The following is a 20780-nucleotide window of genomic DNA, read 5'->3' as shown; positions in this document are numbered from 1 at the left end:
AAAAATGACACAACTCAGAAAATTACAATCGATTTCCGACTTTGATCAATTCGTTTCCGAACATGCAACATTCGTGATTTGTAAACACAGCACGACCTGTCCGATTAGTTCAGCCGGTTTTTCCGCCTATACGAAGTATGCGGATACGACAGAAATTCCGACTGCTTATTTATTGATTCAGGAAGCACGGACATTATCGAATCACATCGCAGAACAGTACAACGTCCGGCATGAATCACCGCAAGTCTTGTTCATTCAAGATGGAAAAGCGGTCTGGACGACCTCTCATTATGACATCACGACAGATGCCTTACACACGCACGTCGGATGATTGTCCCGGCATTTCTAAGCGTGCGCCTTTTCCTGTTGCTTCCTAACAGGAAAAGGCGCACGTTTTTTTGATGATTTCATATTCCATTACAGCCCGTCTTCTTCATAACAAATAAAATTACCTTTCTTAGCTATTAATATTTGTAATTCAAGCTAATTCAGATTAAGATAGACAACAGATATAACGACCGTATAGAATTGTGTACTGTTAGTTCATTAAGGAGGAAAACCATGTCACACGAAAAATCTGCTACCGCTCGTCCCCCTTACGGCATCCTTGCCGTATTGATGATTGGTGCCTTTATCGCTTTTTTAAATAACACATTACTGAACATTGCTTTACCTTCCATCATGAAGGATCTTGAAATTGAAACGTCAACGGTCCAGTGGTTATCGACCGGTTTCATGCTCGTCAACGGGATTTTGATCCCGACCTCTGCTTTCCTGATTCAAAAATTCTCAGTCCGTCGTCTGTTCCTGCTCGCGATGACGTTGTTCTCTGCCGGTACGATTCTTGCCGGCTTCGCGGATGCTTTCCCGGTCTTGCTTGCCGGACGGATGGTCCAGGCTTCCGGATCCGCAATCATGATGCCGCTTCTGATGAACGTCATGCTCGTCAGCTTCCCGATTGAAAAACGCGGAACGGCGATGGGCTTCTTCGGACTCATCATGATGGGTGCTCCCGCAATTGGTCCAACTCTTTCCGGTTGGATCATCGAACATTACGATTGGCGGATGTTGTTCCACTTCATTACACCAATCGCCTTACTTGTCCTCGTTGCCGGATTCGTCCTGCTTCGTGATGTAAAAGAACGGTCTAACGCTAAACTCGACTTTATGTCTGTCGTCTTGTCGTCCTTCGGATTCGGCGGTCTGCTCTATGGTTTCAGTTCTGCCGGCTCAAAAGGTTGGGACAGTCTGCAAGTCATTTTAGCGTTGATTATCGGAGTCGTCGCACTCGTCACGTTCATCACACGTCAGTTGAAAATGGAACGTCCGATGCTGAACTTCAAAATTTACCGTTATCCGATGTTTGCTTTATCGTCCGTCATCTCGATGGTCGTCACAATCGCGATGTTCTCCGGTATGTTGCTGTTACCGATTTACGTTCAGACGATTCGCGGAATTTCTCCGCTCGATGCCGGTCTGATGTTACTGCCGGGTGCGATCCTCATGGCGGTCATGTCACCGATCAACGGGAAACTGTTTGATAAAATCGGCGGTCGTCCACTTGCCATCACCGGCTTGTTCATCACCGTCGTCACGAGTTATTATTTCAGTCAGCTTAAAATGGATACGACCTATACACACTTGATCATTCTCTACTCACTCCGGATGTTCGGGATGTCGATGGTCATGATGCCGGTCTCGACGAACGGTCTCAACCAATTACCGACGCGTTACTATCCGCACGGAACGGCGATGAATAATACGTTGCAACAAGTTTCCGGTGCAATCGGAACGGCACTTCTCGTTACAATCATGTCTACGCACGCAAAAACGCGTGGAACGGAACTTGCACAAGAAGCAGCGAAAAACATGACGAGCCAACCCACAGCGGAAGCCGCAGCCGCGATGAAACAACAAATCATCATGCAGGCAACGCTTGACGGCATCAACTATGCGTTCTTCATCTCAACGTTCATCGCAGGTCTCGCGTTTGTTCTGTCGTTCTTCATTAAACGGGCGACCCAAGCGGAAGACATGATCAGTAACCGGTCGTTGAATGAACAAATCATTAAACCGCAAGTTTCCAATCAATAACGCCAAGAGGTTTTTCCCGTTATCGGGAAGAACCTCTTGTTGTTTGCTTTGAATCGTTTTCCTGGAACAATCATCGCGCCGCTTCGCTTCGCTGCAGGGTCGCTCCTGCTTGTTTTTTTCCTAGGAAGCGATTTCGAGCAAACGAACACTTTTTCTTTGATGATTAGGCGACGGACACCAAATCCGTTGCCTTTTTCATTTGGTTTTTTTGAAAATCAATCTTTATACTAGTACCCCCTATACCTATATGATATACTCAATGTATCAACTAACCAAGAAAGAGGTGTTCCCCATGACGCACGATCATCCTCTTGTTCCCCGTTCCGCGGAAGAACAAGACGCCTTATTGAAACGTTTAAAACGAATTGAAGGCCAAGTCCGCGGCATTGCCAACATGGTCGCAGAAGACCGGTATTGTATCGATATCCTGACCCAGACCGCATCGATTCAAGCGGCGCTCCGCCAAGTCGAGTTGCAGGTCATCGAACGCCACGTCAAAATGTGTATGCACGATGCGGCGACCGGCAAACAGGATACAGATGTCTACGTTGATGAACTGATGGCCGTTATTGCCCGTCTTAAGAAGTAAGGAGGGATTTCAATGTCGAAAACGATGGAACTGAATATCGAAGGCATGACGTGTGCGGCCTGTTCGGCCCGGATAGAAAAGGTCTTGAACCGGATGGACGGAGTCGAAGCCACCGTCAACCTGCCGCTCGAAACAGCACGGATTGATGTTCCAGAAGAGATGGATGAACAACTGATTTTAGATAAGATTAAAAAAATCGGATATGGTGCCACGATTAAAACGACGCCACACGAACAGGTGCAAAACCGCCGGATGCTCTACCGTTTTTGGATTGCCGCTTTCTTGTCCCTGCCGTTACTGCTCAGTATGGTCTCCCACATTCCGAACAGTCCGATCCATCTGCTTTGGCTCATGAACCCCTGGCTGCAGTTCGCCCTGGCGACGCCGGTCCAGTTCATCATCGGTGCCCCCTTCTATGTCGGTGCCTATAAAAGTCTTCGGAGCGGGAGTGCCAACATGGACGTCCTGGTCGTACTTGGAACGTCCGCAGCCTATTTCTATTCCGTTGCCGAAATGATCATTCACCCGGTGATGCCGAATCTCTACTTTGAGACCAGTGCTGTTCTGATTACGCTCGTCCTGCTCGGAAAAGTCCTCGAGGATCGTGCCAAACAACAAACAACGGGTGCCATCAAAAGCCTCCTTTCCTTGCAGGCGACAGATGCTATCGTCCTGGAGCAAGGCGTCGAGCGGACGGTTTCACTCGATCAGGTTCAACCCGGCATGCAGTTGATCGTTAAACCCGGTCAAAAAATTCCGGTCGACGGTGTCATCACAGCCGGTGATGCTTATCTCGACGAATCGATGTTGACCGGAGAACCACTTCCGGCTCATAAAGGAATCGAGGATGTTGTAATCGGCGGGACCTTGAACACGAACGGTCACCTGACGATTCAAGCCACGAAAGTCGGTCAGGAGACGATGCTCGCAAGCATCATCCGTGTCGTCGAACAAGCGCAAACGGAAAAAGCCCCTATTCAGCGTCAGGCCGACCGGATTTCCGGTATCTTCGTCCCGATCGTCGTCGCCATAGCACTCGTGACGCTTGCCGTCTGGTGGTGGACGACCGGTTCATTCGCCGAAGCGATTCGTCCGGCAATTGCCGTTCTCGTTATTGCCTGTCCCTGTGCCCTCGGTCTTGCGACTCCGACATCGATCATGGTCGGGACGGGTAAAGGGGCAGAACACGGTGTTTTGTTTAAAGGAGGAGCACAACTCGAGTCGTTACAACACGTGGATGCTGTTGTCTTTGATAAGACCGGAACATTGACGATTGGCCGCCCGGTCGTGATCGAGACGTTCGGACAGGAACAGGCACTCGATTTTGCAGCGGCTCTTGAAAAAAAATCGGAACATCCACTGGCTCATGCCATTACCGAAGAGCGCGATGTCGTCTTTGACATCGAACACTTTACAGTCGATCCGGGACGCGGTGTCCGGGGATCGATTATGAATCAGGACATCATGGTCGGGTCGGCACGGATGATGGAGGAACACGGCTTCTCCCTGCCCGACTGGACATCTGTCGGCGCAACCGTTGTGTATGTCACGGTAAACGGAACGATTGAAGCGGGTTATGCGATCCGGGATGAGCTGAAACCGACTACCAAACAGGTCATTCAGGAGATTCAGCAGACAAAAGCGGTTTACCTGCTGACCGGAGACCGGCGCGAAGTCGCCCTACAACTCGCAACGGAACTTCAGATTCCACAGACCCATGTCTTTTCCGATGTCCTGCCGATTGAAAAAGCTGATCATATCAAAGCCCTTCAATCGAAAGGACAACGGGTCGCGATGGTCGGAGACGGGATCAATGATGCGCCGGCTCTTGCGACGGCAAATGTCGGGATTGCCCTCGGCAGCGGAACAGATGTCGCACTCGAAGCGGCAGATGTCACGTTACTTGGACATGACCTGCAGCAAGTCCTTACAGCCATCCGGCTCAGCGAACAAACGATGAAGAACATTCGGCAGAATCTGTTTTTCGCCCTCGGTTATAATGCAATCGGGATTCCGATTGCCTGCCTCGGCCTGCTTGCCCCTTGGGTCGCAGGTGCCGCGATGGCATTCAGCTCTGTCTCTGTCGTCACAAATGCGTTACGCTTAAAACGTATTCCACTATCCAAAGGAGGAAACCAATCATGAAAGAAACAACTTTAACTGTCGTCGGAATGACGTGCAATCACTGTAAAGCAAGCGTCGAATCGGCGTTAAACGAACTCAATGGTGTAACGAATGCAACCGTCTCACTTGCAGACAACAATGTTACGGTGACACATGAAGACGTCGCAACAGAACGTCTCGTCGAAGCGATTGAAGAAATTGGATACGATGTTCCGACTGCCTAATTTTTTAGTCAAACTGCGCGAAACATGCAGTTTGGCTTTTTTATTTTGAAAAAAACGGGAATGGTTCTACAAGGAGGGGTTCGTATGGTACCGAAAATCGAATTCGTAGAACACTTCGATGACAACAAAGGAAAACGATTTAAAATCGAACTTTGGAATCTCGGAACCTTCACATTCAGTGCTGAATCAGCCAAAGGACCTGTCACCCGGTTTACGTCCATCGACATTCAATTCGTCCAAACTTGTGTGAATCGGATGCGATCGATTGTCGATGCCAAAAAAGCCTTCCAAGAAGATCAACCGGTTTAAATCACCGTTTGACATATATAGCAGGTACCCTTCGTTTCAGAAGCGGTCATTCCACTCATGGTCCTTGATCATGAGTTTTTTGATTTCAGGTCAATACTTTATTCACATCCGACAAATTCTTCAGAAAACGATTATCAGAGTTCTTAAAACAGCCGATAACAAATAAGACATTAAAAATCTTAATTCCAAGAAAATCGGGGGCATATCGTGCGCAATCCATTTAAAGCTAAATCATCGATGTCGACCTATCAGGCGACAATCGGATTCCCAGACAAACGACTAATCACTAAAACCAGTGATCCGACCTTAACCGGACGCCTGGAATACATGGGCTATACGGAAGAACATCTGCAAACTTTGAAAGCCATGGCGCCTATCGTCAACAGCATTTTGGATGAAGTGCTCGAGCAAGTACTTGATCATTTACTTCTTCATCCTGAAATGGTTCAAATCGCTCAAAATTCATCCACACGCGAACGTCTGAAAAAAGTATTTGCCGACTACTTCGGTAGTTTATTGACAGGAAATATGGATGATAAATTTCTTGCGATGCGGACACGAATGGGGAAAACCCATAACCGTAACTTCGTCCCGGTGACCTGGTTCATCGCTTCTTATGCGGCGTTCAATACATTGTTGATTCCAAAAATCGTCGAACATTTCCAACATGATCCGGCACGATTGACGAATGCGATTCTGGCGCTGAATCATGCGATGAATCTTGATGCTCAAATCGTGACAAGCCAGTATGTTGATGCCCGCTTGCATGAAGTGAGTGCAGCCAACGAATCACGGAGCCGTCTGTTGCAGGACGTCGTCCGTGTCAGTCAAGAAGTCGCAAGCACCGTCGAACAGACGGAAGAAGCGATTTCCGAGACGAGCCGCCGGGCGACACAAATCTTATCCGAAACGGATCAAACGGAAAAAACAAGCCGTAATCTGGTCGGATTGACGTCAGAAAATGAGACGAAAATGGATAAAATGGAGCAGCAGTTTGTACAGGCAACAGAACAGGTCAGCACTTCATTGACAAGTATCCAGCAACTGAAAACGACATCAGACGAAATCGTCAAGATGACACAAGGCATCGAAGATATTGCCAATCAGACGAACTTACTTGCCTTGAATGCTTCCATTGAAGCGGCTCGTGCCGGTGAACACGGTAAAGGATTCTCTGTCGTCGCAATCGAAGTCCGTAACTTGGCGGAAAATGCGAAATTACTCAGCAGCAGTATCAATACGTTGATTCAAAAAAATAACGGGAACATCAATGAACTTGTTTCCCAAATGGATGATATCACCCGGTCAAATTCTGCTTCCCGTAACGAACTTCAACAAGTGAAGAGCGGTATCCATACCGTTAAACAGGAAATGGAAAACTATCTGGAGATGTTCGGTCGCAACAAAAACGACTTAAGCCAAATCGTTCAAACGATTCAAGGAATCAGTCAGACGACCCAAGGATTGTCTGCCTTAACGACAGATCTCGTTGCCGCTTCTGAAGTCAATGCTTGAGCAAACGAAACAAACGAAGGGACCTCTCCGTTAGCGGAAAGGTCCCTTCGTTTATTTTTCCTGTTCGGCGGTCACAACCAATCGCTGATCGTATCCTTTTGATTGGGTAAACGTTCCGACACAGGTGATTAACGTTAAACGTTGCGCAAGTGTCGCACCAAAAATTGATCCGACAGGTGCCTGGTCAACGGGATAAGACATTACGTTCGTCACCACGTATGAAACCTGTTCTCCCGTTTTAGAACTTACTTCAATCCGTTGTCCCCGTTTCACTTTTGCCAAGTCATAAAAGACAGCCGGACCATCCGTGTCATCTAAATGTCCTGCCAAAATGACATTGCCGGTCTGATTGGCTTTTGCCCCGTATTGGTACCAACCGACTTGATCCGTCTGCTTCGGAACATCCATCCGTCCCTTATCATCTTTTCCAACGACTTCAATCTTTGCATTCACATCGATCGCCGGGATTTTTAAACGGTTCGGTATGAATGTTTCGACGGCTTCTGCTTTTGAGTCAGACTTTGGTGCCGGTGATTCGACGACAGGTGGTGCCGGTTCCTCAGAGCGCGGCGGAGAAGCCTCTTCTGCTCCTCCACACCCTGCAAGCACCACGGTGAGAAATAATAAGAGATTACGCGTTTTGTTTACGACGGACGACATAAGCTGTCCCAACAAGTGCAGCTCCAGAAAGTGCTACGAGTGCCCAAGTTGTCGCCATCGAAGAATTTTCAGTTGTTCCGCCAAGACCAGTGTCCGGCATTGCTGCCATTTCACCGCCGTCCGGAATCAGGAGGACGTCAAAGGCCGGTTCGCCTTCAAGGAGTCCAATTGCGAGTGCTGTATAGTTTTTGCCACTGTCGAGTTTGATACCGTCGAGTGCTTTAACGACATCCGTTGCACCGGCTGGTCGTACTTCAAGGTCGTACGTACCGGCATCCAGTGTACCGTAGTCAGAGACTTTCGAGAACTCGAGGTCGCTGAAGAGCGGATCTCCACCTTTTGGTGCGACATCAACGGCTGGTGCATCCGGTGCAAAGTGAGCGACACGGACCATTGATTTTCCATCTTCGCCTTTGCCGTTATCTTCCATGACAGCAAGTTTGATATCTGCCAATTTACCGATTGCGGCTACAGAATAGAATTTTCCGGCTTCGATGTTGAGTGTTTGAGAAAGTACAGGATCTTTTGTTGTACCGGCTGCGAAGACTTCTATTTTATGTTCTCCGGCTGGGAGAGTGAGATAATCTGTAACGGCTTTAAATTCTGCTCCTGAGACTGCTTTTTTGCCATCGACGGCGATGTCCACTGCGGGAGCATCAGGTGAAGCGTGAATCACACGAACCATTGCATCGTCTGCTGCACCTACCGGGAGCACAAATAGTGCGAATAGCAGAGCAGCTGTGACGAAAGATAAGAGTTTCTTCATCTTTTTTTCCACCTCTCATGTCATGATGTATTTCGCTCTCAAACCAACATTTCGTTTTACATTCAGAATATTCTGTTTGTGGTGACATCTTAAACTTAAAGCAATTGTTCAAACCTGTAAATGTCTGAGTGTGCTTTCTTGTCAGGAAAAACACATTAAGTTTCCTGACGAAATGAGATGATTTCCGTCCGTATGATCACATTCATTTTACTGTGTACCCGCACTGTTGCTGTTCGGTTTTGGTAACTGCGGTTTGTATGAACTGTCTGTCTGACAACAAAAAGGTCAGATTCCGCAAAAACGGATCTGACCTTTTCTTTTACTTTATAAAACCAATCATCATTTCACGCAAGACTTTAGCAGCCGCAATTGCTGTCATGTCTGACTGATCATACGCCGGGCAAACCTCTACGAGATCAGCTCCGATGACGTCAACATCAGCCCGTGCAATCATATGGACGACTTCAAGTAATTCTTTTGTTGTCACACCGCCGATTTCCTGCGTACCGGTTCCGGGTGCCGCCGAAGGATCAAGGACATCGATATCAATTGTCACGTAGACCTTTTTACCGGCAAGTTTCGGTAAAACTGCTTTCAACGGTTCAACGATTTCGTATTTGAACAGGTTGTAACCGGATGTCTTCGCCCATTCAAACTCTTCTTTCATCCCTGAACGAATGCCGAACGAATAACAGTTTTCCGGTCCAATCAAGTTCGCGATTTTTTTGAGAGGTGTCGAGTGCGACAACGGTTCTCCTTCATACGAATCGCGTAAGTCCGTATGTGCATCAAAGTGCAGGACAACAAAATCTTCGTAATGTTTATCAAAAGCTTTGACGACCGGCCATGTAACGAGGTGTTCGCCGCCCATACCGAGCGGGAACTTACCTGCCGTCAATAACGAGTCTACGTATTCTTCAATCATATCAAGTGATTTTTGCGCATTACCGAATGGAAGCGGGATATCTCCAGCGTCAAACAGTTTCGCATCGGCGATATCGCCGTCAAGATACGGACTGTATTCTTCAAGTCCGAGTGAGACTTCACGGATCCGGGCCGGACCAAACCGTGAACCGGGGCGGAAACTGACCGTCCAGTCCATCGGCATACCGTACAACACACCTTTTGCATCTTCGTGAGACGGTTGACTCGCGATAAATACCTTACCTGAGTAAGCTTCATCAAATCGCATCATTATTCCTCCAGTCATAGAAAGGAGTGCCCCTGAAAACGGAACACTCCTGACGTTTAATTAAATCGTTAAGTCTTTGACGAACTTCGGTAGCGCGAATGCAGCTGTATGAAGTTCCGGTGTATAGTATTTCGTTTCGATATCGTGGAAACGCTCTGGTGCGACAGCGAGGGGATCATGTTTTTTCGATCCAATCGTAAATGTCCACAGACCGCTCGGATACGTCGGAACGTTGGCAATGTAGAGTTTTGTGATCGGGAAGATTTCTTTAACGTCGCGTTGCACATCACGGATTAAGTCCGGTGTGAACCACGGGTTATCCGACTGAGCGACGAAAATACCGTCTTCTTTTAATGCTTTTGAGATTCCTGAGTAGAATCCTTTTGTGAACAGGTTGACGGCCGGACCGACCGGTTCCGTTGAATCCACCATGATGACATCATATTCGTTGACTGCTTCTGCAATATGCATGAATCCGTCTCCGACGATGACTTCAACACGTGCGTCATCAAGACCACCTGCGATGTTTGGTAAATATTTTTTCGAGTATTCGATGACTTTTCCGTCGATTTCGACAAGAACCGCCTTCTCAACAGATGGATGCTTCAAGACTTCACGGATGACTCCGCCGTCTCCTCCACCAACGACCAAAACAGATTTTGGATTCGGGTGTGTGAAGAGTGGAACGTGTGCGACCATTTCGTGATAGACAAACTCATCACGATCTGTCGTCATGACCATTCCGTCAAGTAACAACATTGTACCGAACTCGTCCGTCTCAACCATCTCCAGGCGTTGAAACTCCGTTTGTTCGCTCTCATAAACGTGGTTGACACGGAATGTGATACCGTAATCTTCCGTTTGGTGTTCCGTGAACCATAACTTTAATTTTTGTTCCATTTGCGATAGAACCCCTTTCTTTCATCAAGACAAAAGTTGTTCGTATGCGAGTGGCGTTTACGGCGCTTCTTAATCATACAAATGCGAGTATACCGGACTTTGAAAGAAACTTCTATATAATTCGAAAAGATTCGACTGTTTTTTTAGTCGACGAACGTGACGATTTCATCCAGGCACCGACGCTGCTTCGCCCGTTTCGGTTCATCCGCCCGGTAGCCGAATGCGACCATGACCGGTACGGTGAAAACAGACCGGTCGAGCACACCGTGCCGTTCGAGAATCTGTTCCACTGCCTGCTGATCGAATCCTTCAATCGGACACGAGTCGATGCCGATTTGCGCTGCTGTCGACATCATGTTTCCAAGCGCGATATAAGCTTGTTTCGCCGACCAATCGGCCATCGCCTTTTCATTATCCCCAATCTTGAAATCTTCTTCGAGGAACAGACCGTACCGTTTTGTCCGACCGGCTTTTGCTTCATCCGACAGACCGAGTACATCCATCATATGTTTCACGTGCTCCCCGTCCCGTTGCATCTGTCCACCTGTCCGGGCCATAAAGATGACGTAGTGGCTCGCTGTCGGCAATTGACCTTGTGCTCCCCACGAGACGTCCCGAATCTCATTTCGAACGGCTTCGTTTTGAATGACAAGCAGATTCCATGGTTCGTATCCGAAAGAACTCGGTGAAAGACGCGCTGTCTCCAAAATAAATGAAAAATCTTCTTCTGTTATTTTTTTAGTCGGATCAAATGATTTGGTTGCATGACGGAACTGAAAAGCATCGATAATCTGTTGTTTTGTCTGATTGTGATTCATAACTGATTCCTCCTGATTAATACGATGACTACCTGATACGATATCAAACCCGTTTCACTCCGTCTGTTTTTTTGCTTCATCAATGTATCTGAAATGCATGTTACAAAACATCTGAAGCGGGAAATAATAAATAATTCGATCATTTCAACCTTTTCTATCCCCTTGATTCAGACCCGTCATTTCAGGCTTTATTTGAATTTCGTTAGTTTTTCTACTGTCCGTCCCCTTCCCATCATTACCCATTTCGGTTTGCCAGTCTGCTCCATCTTTGTTACGGTTAGAACTTGCGTGATAAGGTTTTGTTTTCAAATGACACGGGTATTACTAATGTCGTTGTCTAAAAGAGTTACAAAACTACATGTAAAATTCGAAAGAAGGTGTTGATCACGATGGAAAATAAACGAAAAAGTAAAATTACGAATGTCTTTATCATCTCTGTCATTTTCTGTGTGCTCTTTACCATATGGGGAATCTTACCTGAATCACTCATTGGTGCCGCAAATCTTGGCAATGTCACAGGCATCGCTCAAAACTTTGTTTCGAACGGCTTCGGCTGGCTTTATCTTTTTGGTATGAGTGCCTTTTTATTAATTGCCATCTTTTTAATTTTTTCACGTTTTGGTTCAATCCGACTCGGTAAGGACTCCGATCGTCCCGAGTACGGTCTTATCTCATGGTTCGCGATGTTATTCAGTGCCGGGATGGGGATTGGTTTAGTCTTTTGGGGTGTCTCAGAACCACTGACCCATTTTCATACCCCCCCGGTCGCAACAAATGATTTAACAGAAGCTGCTCCACTCGCCATGCGTTATTCCTTTTTCCACTGGGGTCTGCATCCGTGGGCACTCTACGCGGTCGTCGCCCTCGCCATCGCTTACTCGACGTTCCGTAAAGGACGTCCGGCCACAATCGGTGATACCGTTGCTTCCCTGATGAAACCGAAGTACGAAGCGGCCGGTAAAGGAACAGTTGAAGTACTTGCCATTGTAGCTACGGCATTTGGTGTTGCCACGTCACTCGGTCTCGGAGCCCAACAAATTTCAGGTGGACTTCACTTCCTTGTCGACGGCATCCCGAACTCCTTCATGACCCAATTAATCATCATTTTAGTCGTATCCGTCCTCTATATGATGAGTGCCGCTTCCGGTCTTGATAAAGGAATCGTCCGCTTGAGCAACGCCAATATTGTCTTGGCGATCCTCTTGATGGTTGGGGTTCTCTTCCTCGGACCGTTCAGCTTCATCATGGATCTGTTTGTTCAAACGACAGGTGCTTACTTGCAAAACCTACCGACAATGAGCTTCCGGGCGTCAGCCTTCAATCCCGATGAACGGGGATGGATCAATGACTGGACAATCTTCTACTGGGCATGGTGGATTTCCTGGTCGCCGTTCGTCGGAACGTTCATCGCCCGTGTCTCAAAAGGACGGACAATTCGTGAGTTCGTACTTGGCATCATGCTGGTACCGACAATTTTCGGTCTGCTCTGGTTCTCTGTTTTCGGTGGATCTGCGATTTGGAACGAACTGTTCAACAATGTTGATCTCATTTCAACGGTCAACGAAAAAGGAGTCGAAACCGGTATGTTCGCCTTGTTCGAAACATTCGGTGGTCTCGGAACATTCCTCAGTATCATTGCTGTCTTCTTGATCACGACGTTCTTCATCACGTCTGCCGACTCCGCGACGTACGTCCTCGGGATGTTATCTTCCGGCGGTAGTCTGTTGCCGAGTCTCCGCATCAAATTGACATGGGGAATCATCCAGTCGTCAATCGCAGCTGTTCTCTTGTACGCAGGCGGACTCAGCGCCTTGCAGGCCGCAGCTGTCCTTGCCGCCTTCCCGTTCATCTTCGTTGTCGGGATGATGGTGATTGCCCTGTTCATGGATCTGTCCAATGAACCGGATGCTGCGAAATCAGCCGACGAGTTGAAAAAAGAAGCCTAACTGCAGTCAGACCCTGTCTTCCGTCAGGCGGAAGTCAGGGTCTTTTTGGTATGCTGAATACAAGAAAAGGGGTGAGGACTTGCGCGTCAAGAAAAAATGGTTTATTCCCATCGGCATTCTCGCTCTCAGTAGCTGGTTTTTGTACCGGGAAAATAATCAAATCGACACGACGGCAGTAACGGTCCAATCGGATAAACTGCCTGCTGCGTTTAATGACTATAAGATTTTACAGATTGCCGATCTGCATGGTAAATCCTTTGGTTCCCGTCAAAAGGTTCTTTTGAAAAAAGTGAATAAACTGCAGCCGGATGTCATCTTAATGACCGGTGACTTGATTGATTCAAGACGTAATGGAGAAGAAGAAGCACTTCAGCTGATGAAACAGCTGATACCGGACTATCCGGTCTATTTCGTGACAGGCAATCATGAAGTCCGTCTGAATTTGACGATTTTACCGAAGCTTGAACGACTTGGCGTCACCGTCCTTCGAAATACGTCCGTTCCGCTTGAACGAGACGGTCAGTTCATTGAGTTGCTTGGAATTGACGATCCGACGACGACCCGTTGGAGTGAAGGGCTGCAGGAGCCGGATGGCATCCGGCAAAGTCTCGATCAAGCCCAGTCGACTGCTGATCCCCGTGCTTTTCAACTATTGATGGCGCACCGTCCGGAATATTTACCGTTGTACGCGGAACGGAAAGTCGATTTGGTGTTATCGGGTCATGCCCATGGCGGACAAATCCGGTTACCGTTCACGGACGGCATGTATGCTCCCGGTCAAGGCTTTTTCCCTGAACTGACAGCTGGACAGCATACGATGGAGAACACACGGTTGATCATCAGCCGTGGGCTCGGCAACAGCTTATTTCCGTTCCGAATCTTTAATCACCCTGAGTTAATTGTCGTGACGTTACGCAGATAATCAATCAAAAAAGTGCCAACTCTTTCACAGAGTCGGCACTTTTATTTTTAAGTGAGCGCTTCATGCAACTCAGGTTCAGCATTTTCCCACATCTCCGGTTTATGTGTTTGCAGGAAGTCACGCAACAAGTGTTTCGATGTATCGTCCATATGATCGACGACAATCCGTCCTTTTAACGATTTATCCATCTTATTGACATGATCTGCTAAAATCTTAAAGCCGCGTCGTGCTTCGACATCAACTAACAGGTCACACGCTGCGACGCCACCGTAATAAAATCCTTCCGGTTTCCGGCCAACCGTCACCCAAACGATCCAGTACAGCTTTCCGTTTGGTGAATCCGCCTTGTCCGTCGTGAATTTAATCCGTTTCTCGATAGCTGCTTTCGCATGCATCGCACCCATATCAATATAGGCTTCACCGTCTTCCGGCGAGATGATGACCGGTGACATGCTGTTCAGACTGAGTGTTCCGACACCAAATCCACCATGCCCGTCCGTTGAGTTATCTGAAATGATATTGAAGTTAATTTTCTTTTCCATCGTTTACTTGTCCCCTTTTACTACTGTTGCTTCTATCATACCGCATCCAACAGTCGGTGCAAGCCTTCGTTTACCGCTTGAGTGTCTCAAGCTGCTCCCGGGTGACACGACGGATCGTTGGTAACCGCAGACATTCGAGGGACGTGAGTTCTTCATGAGCAGGTGGATTCAACTCTTCCAGTTGCACCAATGCCCGGTCATACAACGTTTGCGAGGCACGACCGAACAGAACAATCCGCTCCAGTGATGAACATTTCGAACGAATCGCCCGTAATTGCTTGGCCAGTTCCCGAATCCGCTCTGCCAACTCGTCTTCAATATCAGGTGTCGGTTTACGATTTTGAAAAATCGGCTTGAAGCGGTCCTCATCCCGAAGCAACGTCAACATCCCGTAGCGTTTTGCTTCTTCATTTCCGACAAGCGCTGCCAATTCCTTATCCGTCACGAGCCGTCCAAACGGAATATTTTGATCAAATAAGACATCTGCGACTTCGAGACCTTTTGCGCCTGATAACGGGTATGTGTTGTCTTCTGGTAAAGCGCGGTCAAAAATCAGTAGCGTATGGATTTTTTTACGAATCACCGGTTCCATCTCCATGCCTTCACCTCATCCTCATCATTTATTAAGTACTACTTCTTGCTTCCGACAGACTATTCCTGTTCTATACCCATCTTTTTCAATTTCAATGTGCGGTTTGACGGAACCCGGGTGGCGTACGGTATACTGAGGGCGTATTGTACTTATGCTAAGAGGAGGAATCTGACATGCCTTACGTTACTGTTAAAATGTTATCCGGACGCACAGTGGAACAAAAACGTGCTTTGATCGAAAAAGTCACAGCAGCCGTTTCTGAATCCGTCGATGCGCCAAAAGAAAATATTACGGTTTTCATCGAAGAGATGGAGAAAACCGATTACGGTCAAGCCGGCGTCATGTTCGCCGACAAATAAACACTTTTCAGGAGGAACGATTTAACCCGTCGTTCCTCCTGTTCCATATACTTATCACAGGAAGGATGAATCATCATGGCAAAAGTCAGCTTACTTGGGGCAACCGGACGTACAGGACGGCCTTTACTGGATTTACTATTGGAGAAAGGACATGACGTCCGGGTCCTTGTCCGATCGGAGCAGCATGGACTACCTGACCATCCCCACTTGACGGTTATAAAAGGAGATGCGACGGATGCAGACGATCTCGAAAGGGTCATCGCTGGGACGACTGCCGTCTTCAGCTGTTTAGGAACCGATCAAAAACAAATTCTTTCTGTTGCGGTTCCCCACCTCATCATTAAAATGAAAGAACAGCAAATCGAACGAATCGTGTTCGTCGGAACGGCCGGCATCCTTGATGCTTCGGAAGAACCGGGAAAATATCGTTTCCAATCCAGTGAATCCCGTCGTCGCTCGACGATTGCAGCTGAAGATCATCTCAAAGCCTACTTGACGTTAAAAGACGCAGATGTCGACTATACCATCATTTGTCCGACACAACTCGTCGAAGAAGATGCGATCGAGGACGTCTTGATTGAATCCAATCGATTCACCCACGAAACCGGTCCAATCCCCCGCATCAATGTCGCCCGCTTCGCTTATGACGTTTACGATGAAGGGCTGTTCCATCGCGAACGGGTCGGAATTGCTTCACGCGGCTAAAAATAGTAGAAACCAAAAGCAGGACCCGATTTTCTAGTCGGGTCCTGCTTTGTTTTAAGAAATGACAGATCTGCCATTCGTATGCGATTTAGAGTAAGATACTGACGACGATTGCCGTCAAGACACTGACGAGTGTTGCTCCGTAAAGCAATTTCAGACCGAAGCTCGCTGCAACACTTCCTTGGCGGTCGTCCAGTCCTTTAACAGCACCTGCGATGATCCCGATTGACGAGAAGTTAGCGAATGAAATTAAGAAGACCGAAACGATTCCAAGTGTCCGTGCCGAGAATTCTTTTGCGTATTCAGGCAAGCTGAGCATCGCGACGAATTCGTTTGTAATCAACTTCGTTGCCATGATGCTACCGGCACTGACTGCTTCCGCCCATGGAATCCCCATGATGAAAGCGAATGGTGCAAAGATGTAGCCGAGAATATCCTGGAACGAGATGCCGAGAACCATCAAGAAGATATCATTGACCATGCCGATCAAAGCATTGTATCCGATCAACATCGCGCCGACGATGATTGCGACTTTGAATCCATCCATGATGTATTCGCCGAGCATTTCGAAGAACGTTTGTTTTTCTTCCACGATTTCCAAGATGTCTTCTTTTGGATCAACTGTATACGGATTGATGATTGAAACGATCATGAATCCACCAAACAGGTTCAAGACGATTGCTGTGACGACATATTTCGGTTCGACCATCGTCATGTATGCACCGACGATTGACATCGAAACTGTCGACATCGCAGACGCACATAATGTATACAGACGGTGAGGCGGTAATTTACCAATTTGCTTTTTAACCGTGATGAATACTTCTGATTGACCGATCGCTGCTGACGCTACGGCGTTATATGACTCAAGTCGTCCCATTCCGTTAATTTTCGAAAGGACGAACCCGACTCCGCGCATTAAGAGCGGCAGGATTTTCGTGAACTGCAAAATTCCGATTAAAGCCGAGATGAAAACGATTGGCAACAGGACGTTGATGAAGAATGGTTGCGCGCCTTCGTTCGCTAATCCACCGAAGACAAAGTTGATACCGATCGCGGCATAACTGAGCAATTTTTCGAAGACTTGAGCGATCCCTTTAATGACGATATAGCCGAATGACGTGTTCAACAGAATGTATCCCAGGACAAGCTGAAGCACTAGCATGACCGCAAGCGGTTTCAATTTGATGCTTTTACGATTACTGCTGACAAGGTATGCCAAACCAAACACGATGACAAGTCCCAGTATTGCGATTAAATATTTCACGAACTATCCCTCAATCCATAGTTTATTTTATCAGTTGTACATAAGTACGAGGTCTGACGTTCAATCTCTTTCCCAAGTACTACAATAATCAACATTCGGAAGAACTGCAAGGGGTAAAGTTCATTTAGTAACCGCTTTCGTCATTTTCATAAACTTTCAATACAATGTTTTCCATCCGTTCCCGAACATTGCCCTGACTGATGTTCGCCTTCCCATATGCTTTCCAACCGGGATAAACATCGAGGGTGTACGGTTCAAAATCAAAAACAGCGGTTAAATCCCATTTCCGATCGTACGAAAATCCACTGCAGGCAATATATTCAGCTAAAAATTGATCTGCTGCTTCGACCGATTCAAGCAATGCCAGATTTAATCGGCAATGGGCGACATCTGCTTCAATGGGTCCAACACAGGCACTAATCCAATCGACTACGTTATACTTTTCAGCTGATTCGTATAACACATTGACCGGATGAAAATCACGGTGGATGAATCGAACTTGTTGACTCGTTGCCGGCGGTTCTGCCACAGCCCGTTGCCACATCTCCTTTTGAACTGTCCAAAAAGGAACCGTTCGCTTTGTCACGTATGGTGCATACCGGTACAAGGCTTCTGGAACCGGCAGTTGATGAATCGCAACTAACGTTTTTGCCAATTGTTTGAGGTACGCTCGATTTAACGGTTCGAGTCGGACGTCTCCCGGTAAACACGTCATTTGAATCCATGGGGGAATCTCCCCCTCCCACGTCAATTGATAATTTTCGACATCCGGCCCTAATCTACCGGTCGCCCGTAACGCAAAGACCTCGTGCGCGACGAGGTCCGGTTCCTGTTTTAGCCAGGCAGGATTGGTATGAGTTCGAAAAACACTATTCCCCGCTCGAAACACGTACGAGGAAGTCGCTCCTTTTAAGGGGATAACCGCTTTCCCTTCCAAGCCGGCATACTTTAAGATGGTTGCGATGATATTGTTCATATTTCTTCTCCAAGTAACAATTGATCGATTTGCATCTTCTCGTTCGCAAATTCCCGTAAGTCATGCAGGATTTCCTGCGGGAAAAATAGCTTTTCATCCGTCTGACGTGAATTGGCAATCGCCTGAACGAGCGGCGAGACTTGCGAGATCTCTTTCATCTGACCATTTTTCATCTGCAGCATGATCGGTTGTTTACTGATTTCGCCATTATCTCCATATAAGTCGTACGGCAGGCGACTGAGCTTGTCTTCGAGCAGATAATAAGTGGGATCAAGCCCGATTTTTTCAAATAACGTACACAGTTTCTCATGGACACGCGCGCGCTTTTCTGCCGGATAATCCACATATTTAAATAATTTCCGGTCGACGAACCGGCGTGCCAAATCGCTTAATACGGCGTCCTCTTCCTCTGCCCACTGCTGGAAATAGAAGTAGACGATCGTCTCATCCAGTGCCAAATAATTCTTCAGCGACATCTGTTGTGTAAAAAGTGGACTTAAGTGGACCGGATCAATCGTGAAGGCATACCCGCCCGTATACAGTTCTTTTGCCCGCTCAAGAATCGCTTTTAATAAGTAATCGCTCGAACGCGTCACGGGATGGAGATAGACCTGCCAGTACATCTGATAACGCCGCATGATGTAATCTTCGATCGAATGCATCCCGGACTGCTTTACGACCATCTGATTCGGTGCCGGACGCAGGACACGCAACATCCGTTCGAGATCAAACTTTCCGTAACTGACACCGGCGAAATGTGCATCCCGCAACAAGTAATCCATCCGGTCGACATCGAGCTGGGAACTGATCATCGTCACAAGCAATTGATTAGGATGGGTTTTGTTGATGATTGACGCGACTTCTTCTGCAAATCCTTCCCCGACCTGATCGAGGACCTGTTTGATTTCTGTATCCCCAAGGATAATCCGTTCCGTCCATTCTTCATGATCAACACCAAAGACGTTTTCAAAGGCATGGGAAAACGGACCATGACCGACATCGTGCAAGAGTGCGGCGACGAGTGTCAATTCGCGGTACTGATCGTCCCAATCGGCGCGACCATTAAAGACATCAATCAATTGACGGGTAATCTCGTACACGCCAAGCGAGTGATGAAAACGGGTATGCTCGGCTCCATGGAACGTCAAAAATGATGTGCCGAGCTGTTTAATCCGGCGGAGACGTTGAAATTCTTTTGTTCCGATTAATTGCCAAATCAATTGGTCGCTGACATAGATGTAGCGATGAACGGGATCCTTGAATACTTTTGTTTCTTTTAGCTGTCCCAGTGACTGATACATACACTCTCTCCTTTAGTAGCTCGTTCTCGATCGGTATAGTTCATAGTTCGGTTTGAAACGGTCCGTTCCTGTTGCTTCACTGGCTTCTTATTAAAAAGTTTACACTGCCGTATGCTATAATAATGTCGCAAATCTAGAAAAAAAGGAACGAGCCTATGGGAATCGAACTCTTAAAACAAGAACATTATCGTATTTTTGATCAAACGTCACTCGGAAACACCTTTCATGCCACACAATCGTTTGCGATGGACGATACATTGTGCGCCTCCGTCGCTACAGAGGGTGCCGCCATCCGCTCCTGGGTCCACCATGAAACGGTTGTCCTTGGGATTCAAGATGCGCGTCTCCCTCATCTCGATGATGGAATCGACGTCTTACACGCCCATGGTTTTCAACCGGTCATCCGCAATTCCGGCGGGCTGGCCGTCGTGCTCGATGCCGGTGTCCTGAACATCTCGCTTGTCCTCCCGGAACGCGGTGGAATCGATATCGACAGCGGCTATGAAGCAATGCTCGCCCTTGTCCGGCAGATGTTCGCCGAAGAAACCGATGCCATCGTCGCCGGTGAGGTCGTCGGATCATATTGCCCCGGATCCTATGATTTATCGATTGCCGGCAAAAAGTTCGCCGGTATTTCACAGCGGCGTGTCCGCGGAGGCGTCGCGGTTCAAATTTACCTCTGCGTGAACGGCAGTGGCAGTGCCCGGGCGCAACTTGTCCGTGATTTTTATGCTGCCGCCCTACAAGGAGAAGCGACCAAGTTCGTGTATCCGACAGTCGTTCCCGAAACAATGGCCTCTTTGGAAGAGCTGTTGCAACTCCCCTTCACGGTCGAAGACTGCTTGGTACGTGTTTACCGCTCCTTGATGGAACTTGGCGCGACACTCACACCGTCCGTCTTGAGCGAGGTCGAGAACGAACGCTTCGGTGTAAACCTGGGTCGGATGTTGGATCGAAATGAAAAAGTCCTAGGTTGATA

At 47.6% G+C, this 20780-nt stretch carries 22 protein-coding genes; 12 read left to right on the top strand and 10 right to left on the bottom strand.

All coding sequences use genetic code 11. From position 1 onward, the window contains the following. The first annotated feature begins 4 nt into the window (after positions 1–4). From ytxJ to AC3IRK_RS01485, 7 genes are all read left to right on the top strand, one after another. A complete protein-coding gene (ytxJ, locus tag AC3IRK_RS01515) occupies positions 5–331 on the top strand; it encodes a bacillithiol system redox-active protein YtxJ (protein WP_131503281.1) in 327 nt (108 codons plus the stop codon). A gap of 230 nt (positions 332–561) precedes the next feature. Then, complete coding sequence (locus tag AC3IRK_RS01510) at positions 562–2094, top strand: DHA2 family efflux MFS transporter permease subunit (protein WP_214855786.1); 1533 nt, start codon at positions 562–564, stop codon at positions 2092–2094. A gap of 292 nt (positions 2095–2386) precedes the next feature. Next, entirely contained in the window at positions 2387–2683 is a 297-nt protein-coding gene (locus AC3IRK_RS01505; RefSeq protein ID WP_131503279.1) for a metal-sensitive transcriptional regulator, read from the top strand. Positions 2684–2695: 12 nt separating this feature from the next. Beyond that, on the top strand, positions 2696–4828 hold the full coding sequence (locus AC3IRK_RS01500; protein ID WP_489170291.1) for a heavy metal translocating P-type ATPase: 2133 nt from the start codon (positions 2696–2698) through the stop codon (positions 4826–4828). Beyond that, on the top strand, positions 4825–5031 hold the full coding sequence (locus AC3IRK_RS01495) for a cation transporter (RefSeq protein ID WP_114597139.1): 207 nt from the start codon (positions 4825–4827) through the stop codon (positions 5029–5031). Before AC3IRK_RS01500 ends, AC3IRK_RS01495 begins: the two co-directional genes overlap by 4 nt. Positions 5032–5115: 84 nt before the next feature. Beyond that, the gene (locus AC3IRK_RS01490; RefSeq protein WP_131503277.1) at positions 5116–5340 is read left to right on the top strand and encodes a hypothetical protein; all 225 of its coding nucleotides are present in this window, start codon (positions 5116–5118) and stop codon (positions 5338–5340) included. Between the two features lie 207 nt (positions 5341–5547). Continuing rightward, positions 5548–6855, top strand: a complete 1308-nt coding sequence (locus AC3IRK_RS01485; protein WP_214855778.1) for a protoglobin domain-containing protein — start codon at positions 5548–5550, stop codon at positions 6853–6855. A 51-nt stretch (positions 6856–6906) separates the two neighbouring features. On the opposite strand, the gene AC3IRK_RS01480 is transcribed toward AC3IRK_RS01485, so the two are convergent. The 5 genes from AC3IRK_RS01480 to AC3IRK_RS01460 all read right to left on the bottom strand — a co-directional run bounded on the left by AC3IRK_RS01480 (position 6907) and on the right by AC3IRK_RS01460 (position 11191). Further along, positions 6907–7527, bottom strand: a complete 621-nt coding sequence (locus AC3IRK_RS01480) for a class F sortase (protein WP_251138828.1) — start codon at positions 7525–7527, stop codon at positions 6907–6909. Then, on the bottom strand, positions 7487–8281 hold the full coding sequence (locus AC3IRK_RS01475; RefSeq protein ID WP_489170290.1) for a DUF4397 domain-containing protein: 795 nt from the start codon (positions 8279–8281) through the stop codon (positions 7487–7489). The genes AC3IRK_RS01480 and AC3IRK_RS01475 overlap by 41 nt, the downstream gene beginning before the upstream one ends. A gap of 319 nt (positions 8282–8600) precedes the next feature. Continuing rightward, positions 8601–9473: an agmatinase gene (gene speB / locus AC3IRK_RS01470; protein ID WP_489170289.1), complete on the bottom strand. Its 873-nt coding sequence runs from the start codon at positions 9471–9473 to the stop codon at positions 8601–8603. A 60-nt stretch (positions 9474–9533) separates the two neighbouring features. Next, complete coding sequence (gene speE, locus AC3IRK_RS01465; protein ID WP_026829494.1) at positions 9534–10373, bottom strand: polyamine aminopropyltransferase; 840 nt, start codon at positions 10371–10373, stop codon at positions 9534–9536. A 143-nt stretch (positions 10374–10516) separates the two neighbouring features. Beyond that, entirely contained in the window at positions 10517–11191 is a 675-nt protein-coding gene (locus AC3IRK_RS01460; protein WP_489170288.1) for an NAD(P)H-dependent oxidoreductase, read from the bottom strand. 389 nt (positions 11192–11580) lie between these two features. Between AC3IRK_RS01460 and AC3IRK_RS01455 the strand changes: the two genes are divergently transcribed. Continuing rightward, positions 11581–13137, top strand: a complete 1557-nt coding sequence (locus tag AC3IRK_RS01455; RefSeq protein WP_131503273.1) for a BCCT family transporter — start codon at positions 11581–11583, stop codon at positions 13135–13137. A gap of 79 nt (positions 13138–13216) precedes the next feature. Continuing rightward, a complete protein-coding gene (locus tag AC3IRK_RS01450) occupies positions 13217–14059 on the top strand; it encodes a metallophosphoesterase (RefSeq protein WP_131503272.1) in 843 nt (280 codons plus the stop codon). 47 nt (positions 14060–14106) lie between these two features. On the opposite strand, the gene AC3IRK_RS01445 is transcribed toward AC3IRK_RS01450, so the two are convergent. Both AC3IRK_RS01445 and AC3IRK_RS01440 read right to left on the bottom strand, forming a co-directional pair. Next, positions 14107–14601 (bottom strand): YwhD family protein, encoded by a 495-nt coding sequence (locus AC3IRK_RS01445; RefSeq protein WP_131503271.1) that lies wholly within the window; start codon positions 14599–14601, stop codon positions 14107–14109. Between the two features lie 70 nt (positions 14602–14671). Then, positions 14672–15199 carry a hypothetical protein gene (locus tag AC3IRK_RS01440; protein WP_114597146.1) on the bottom strand — a complete coding sequence of 176 codons (528 nt, stop codon included), beginning with the start codon at positions 15197–15199 and terminating at the stop codon, positions 14672–14674. Between the two features lie 167 nt (positions 15200–15366). Here AC3IRK_RS01440 and thmT point away from each other — a divergent pair, with 167 nt between their 5' ends. Together thmT and AC3IRK_RS01430 are read left to right on the top strand one after the other, a co-directional pair. Beyond that, positions 15367–15552 (top strand): 2-hydroxymuconate tautomerase, encoded by a 186-nt coding sequence (gene thmT / locus AC3IRK_RS01435; RefSeq protein ID WP_114597147.1) that lies wholly within the window; start codon positions 15367–15369, stop codon positions 15550–15552. A gap of 75 nt (positions 15553–15627) precedes the next feature. Continuing rightward, entirely contained in the window at positions 15628–16257 is a 630-nt protein-coding gene (locus AC3IRK_RS01430; RefSeq protein WP_489170287.1) for an NAD(P)-dependent oxidoreductase, read from the top strand. Positions 16258–16345: 88 nt separating this feature from the next. On the opposite strand, the gene AC3IRK_RS01425 is transcribed toward AC3IRK_RS01430, so the two are convergent. The 3 genes from AC3IRK_RS01425 to AC3IRK_RS01415 all read right to left on the bottom strand — a co-directional run bounded on the left by AC3IRK_RS01425 (position 16346) and on the right by AC3IRK_RS01415 (position 19801). After that, positions 16346–17524 carry a NupC/NupG family nucleoside CNT transporter gene (locus tag AC3IRK_RS01425; protein WP_114597149.1) on the bottom strand — a complete coding sequence of 393 codons (1179 nt, stop codon included), beginning with the start codon at positions 17522–17524 and terminating at the stop codon, positions 16346–16348. 124 nt (positions 17525–17648) lie between these two features. Further along, entirely contained in the window at positions 17649–18500 is an 852-nt protein-coding gene (locus AC3IRK_RS01420) for a phosphotransferase family protein (RefSeq protein WP_489170286.1), read from the bottom strand. Then, positions 18497–19801 (bottom strand): HD domain-containing protein, encoded by a 1305-nt coding sequence (locus AC3IRK_RS01415; RefSeq protein WP_214855771.1) that lies wholly within the window; start codon positions 19799–19801, stop codon positions 18497–18499. Before AC3IRK_RS01415 ends, AC3IRK_RS01420 begins: the two co-directional genes overlap by 4 nt. 155 nt (positions 19802–19956) lie before the next feature. Here AC3IRK_RS01415 and lipL point away from each other — a divergent pair, with 155 nt between their 5' ends. Beyond that, complete coding sequence (gene lipL / locus AC3IRK_RS01410; protein ID WP_131503267.1) at positions 19957–20778, top strand: octanoyl-[GcvH]:protein N-octanoyltransferase; 822 nt, start codon at positions 19957–19959, stop codon at positions 20776–20778. Positions 20779–20780 lie beyond the last annotated feature (2 nt).

This window comes from Exiguobacterium sp. GL_137, assembly GCF_057834585.1.
This window is presented reverse-complemented; position numbering and strand designations above follow the sequence as displayed.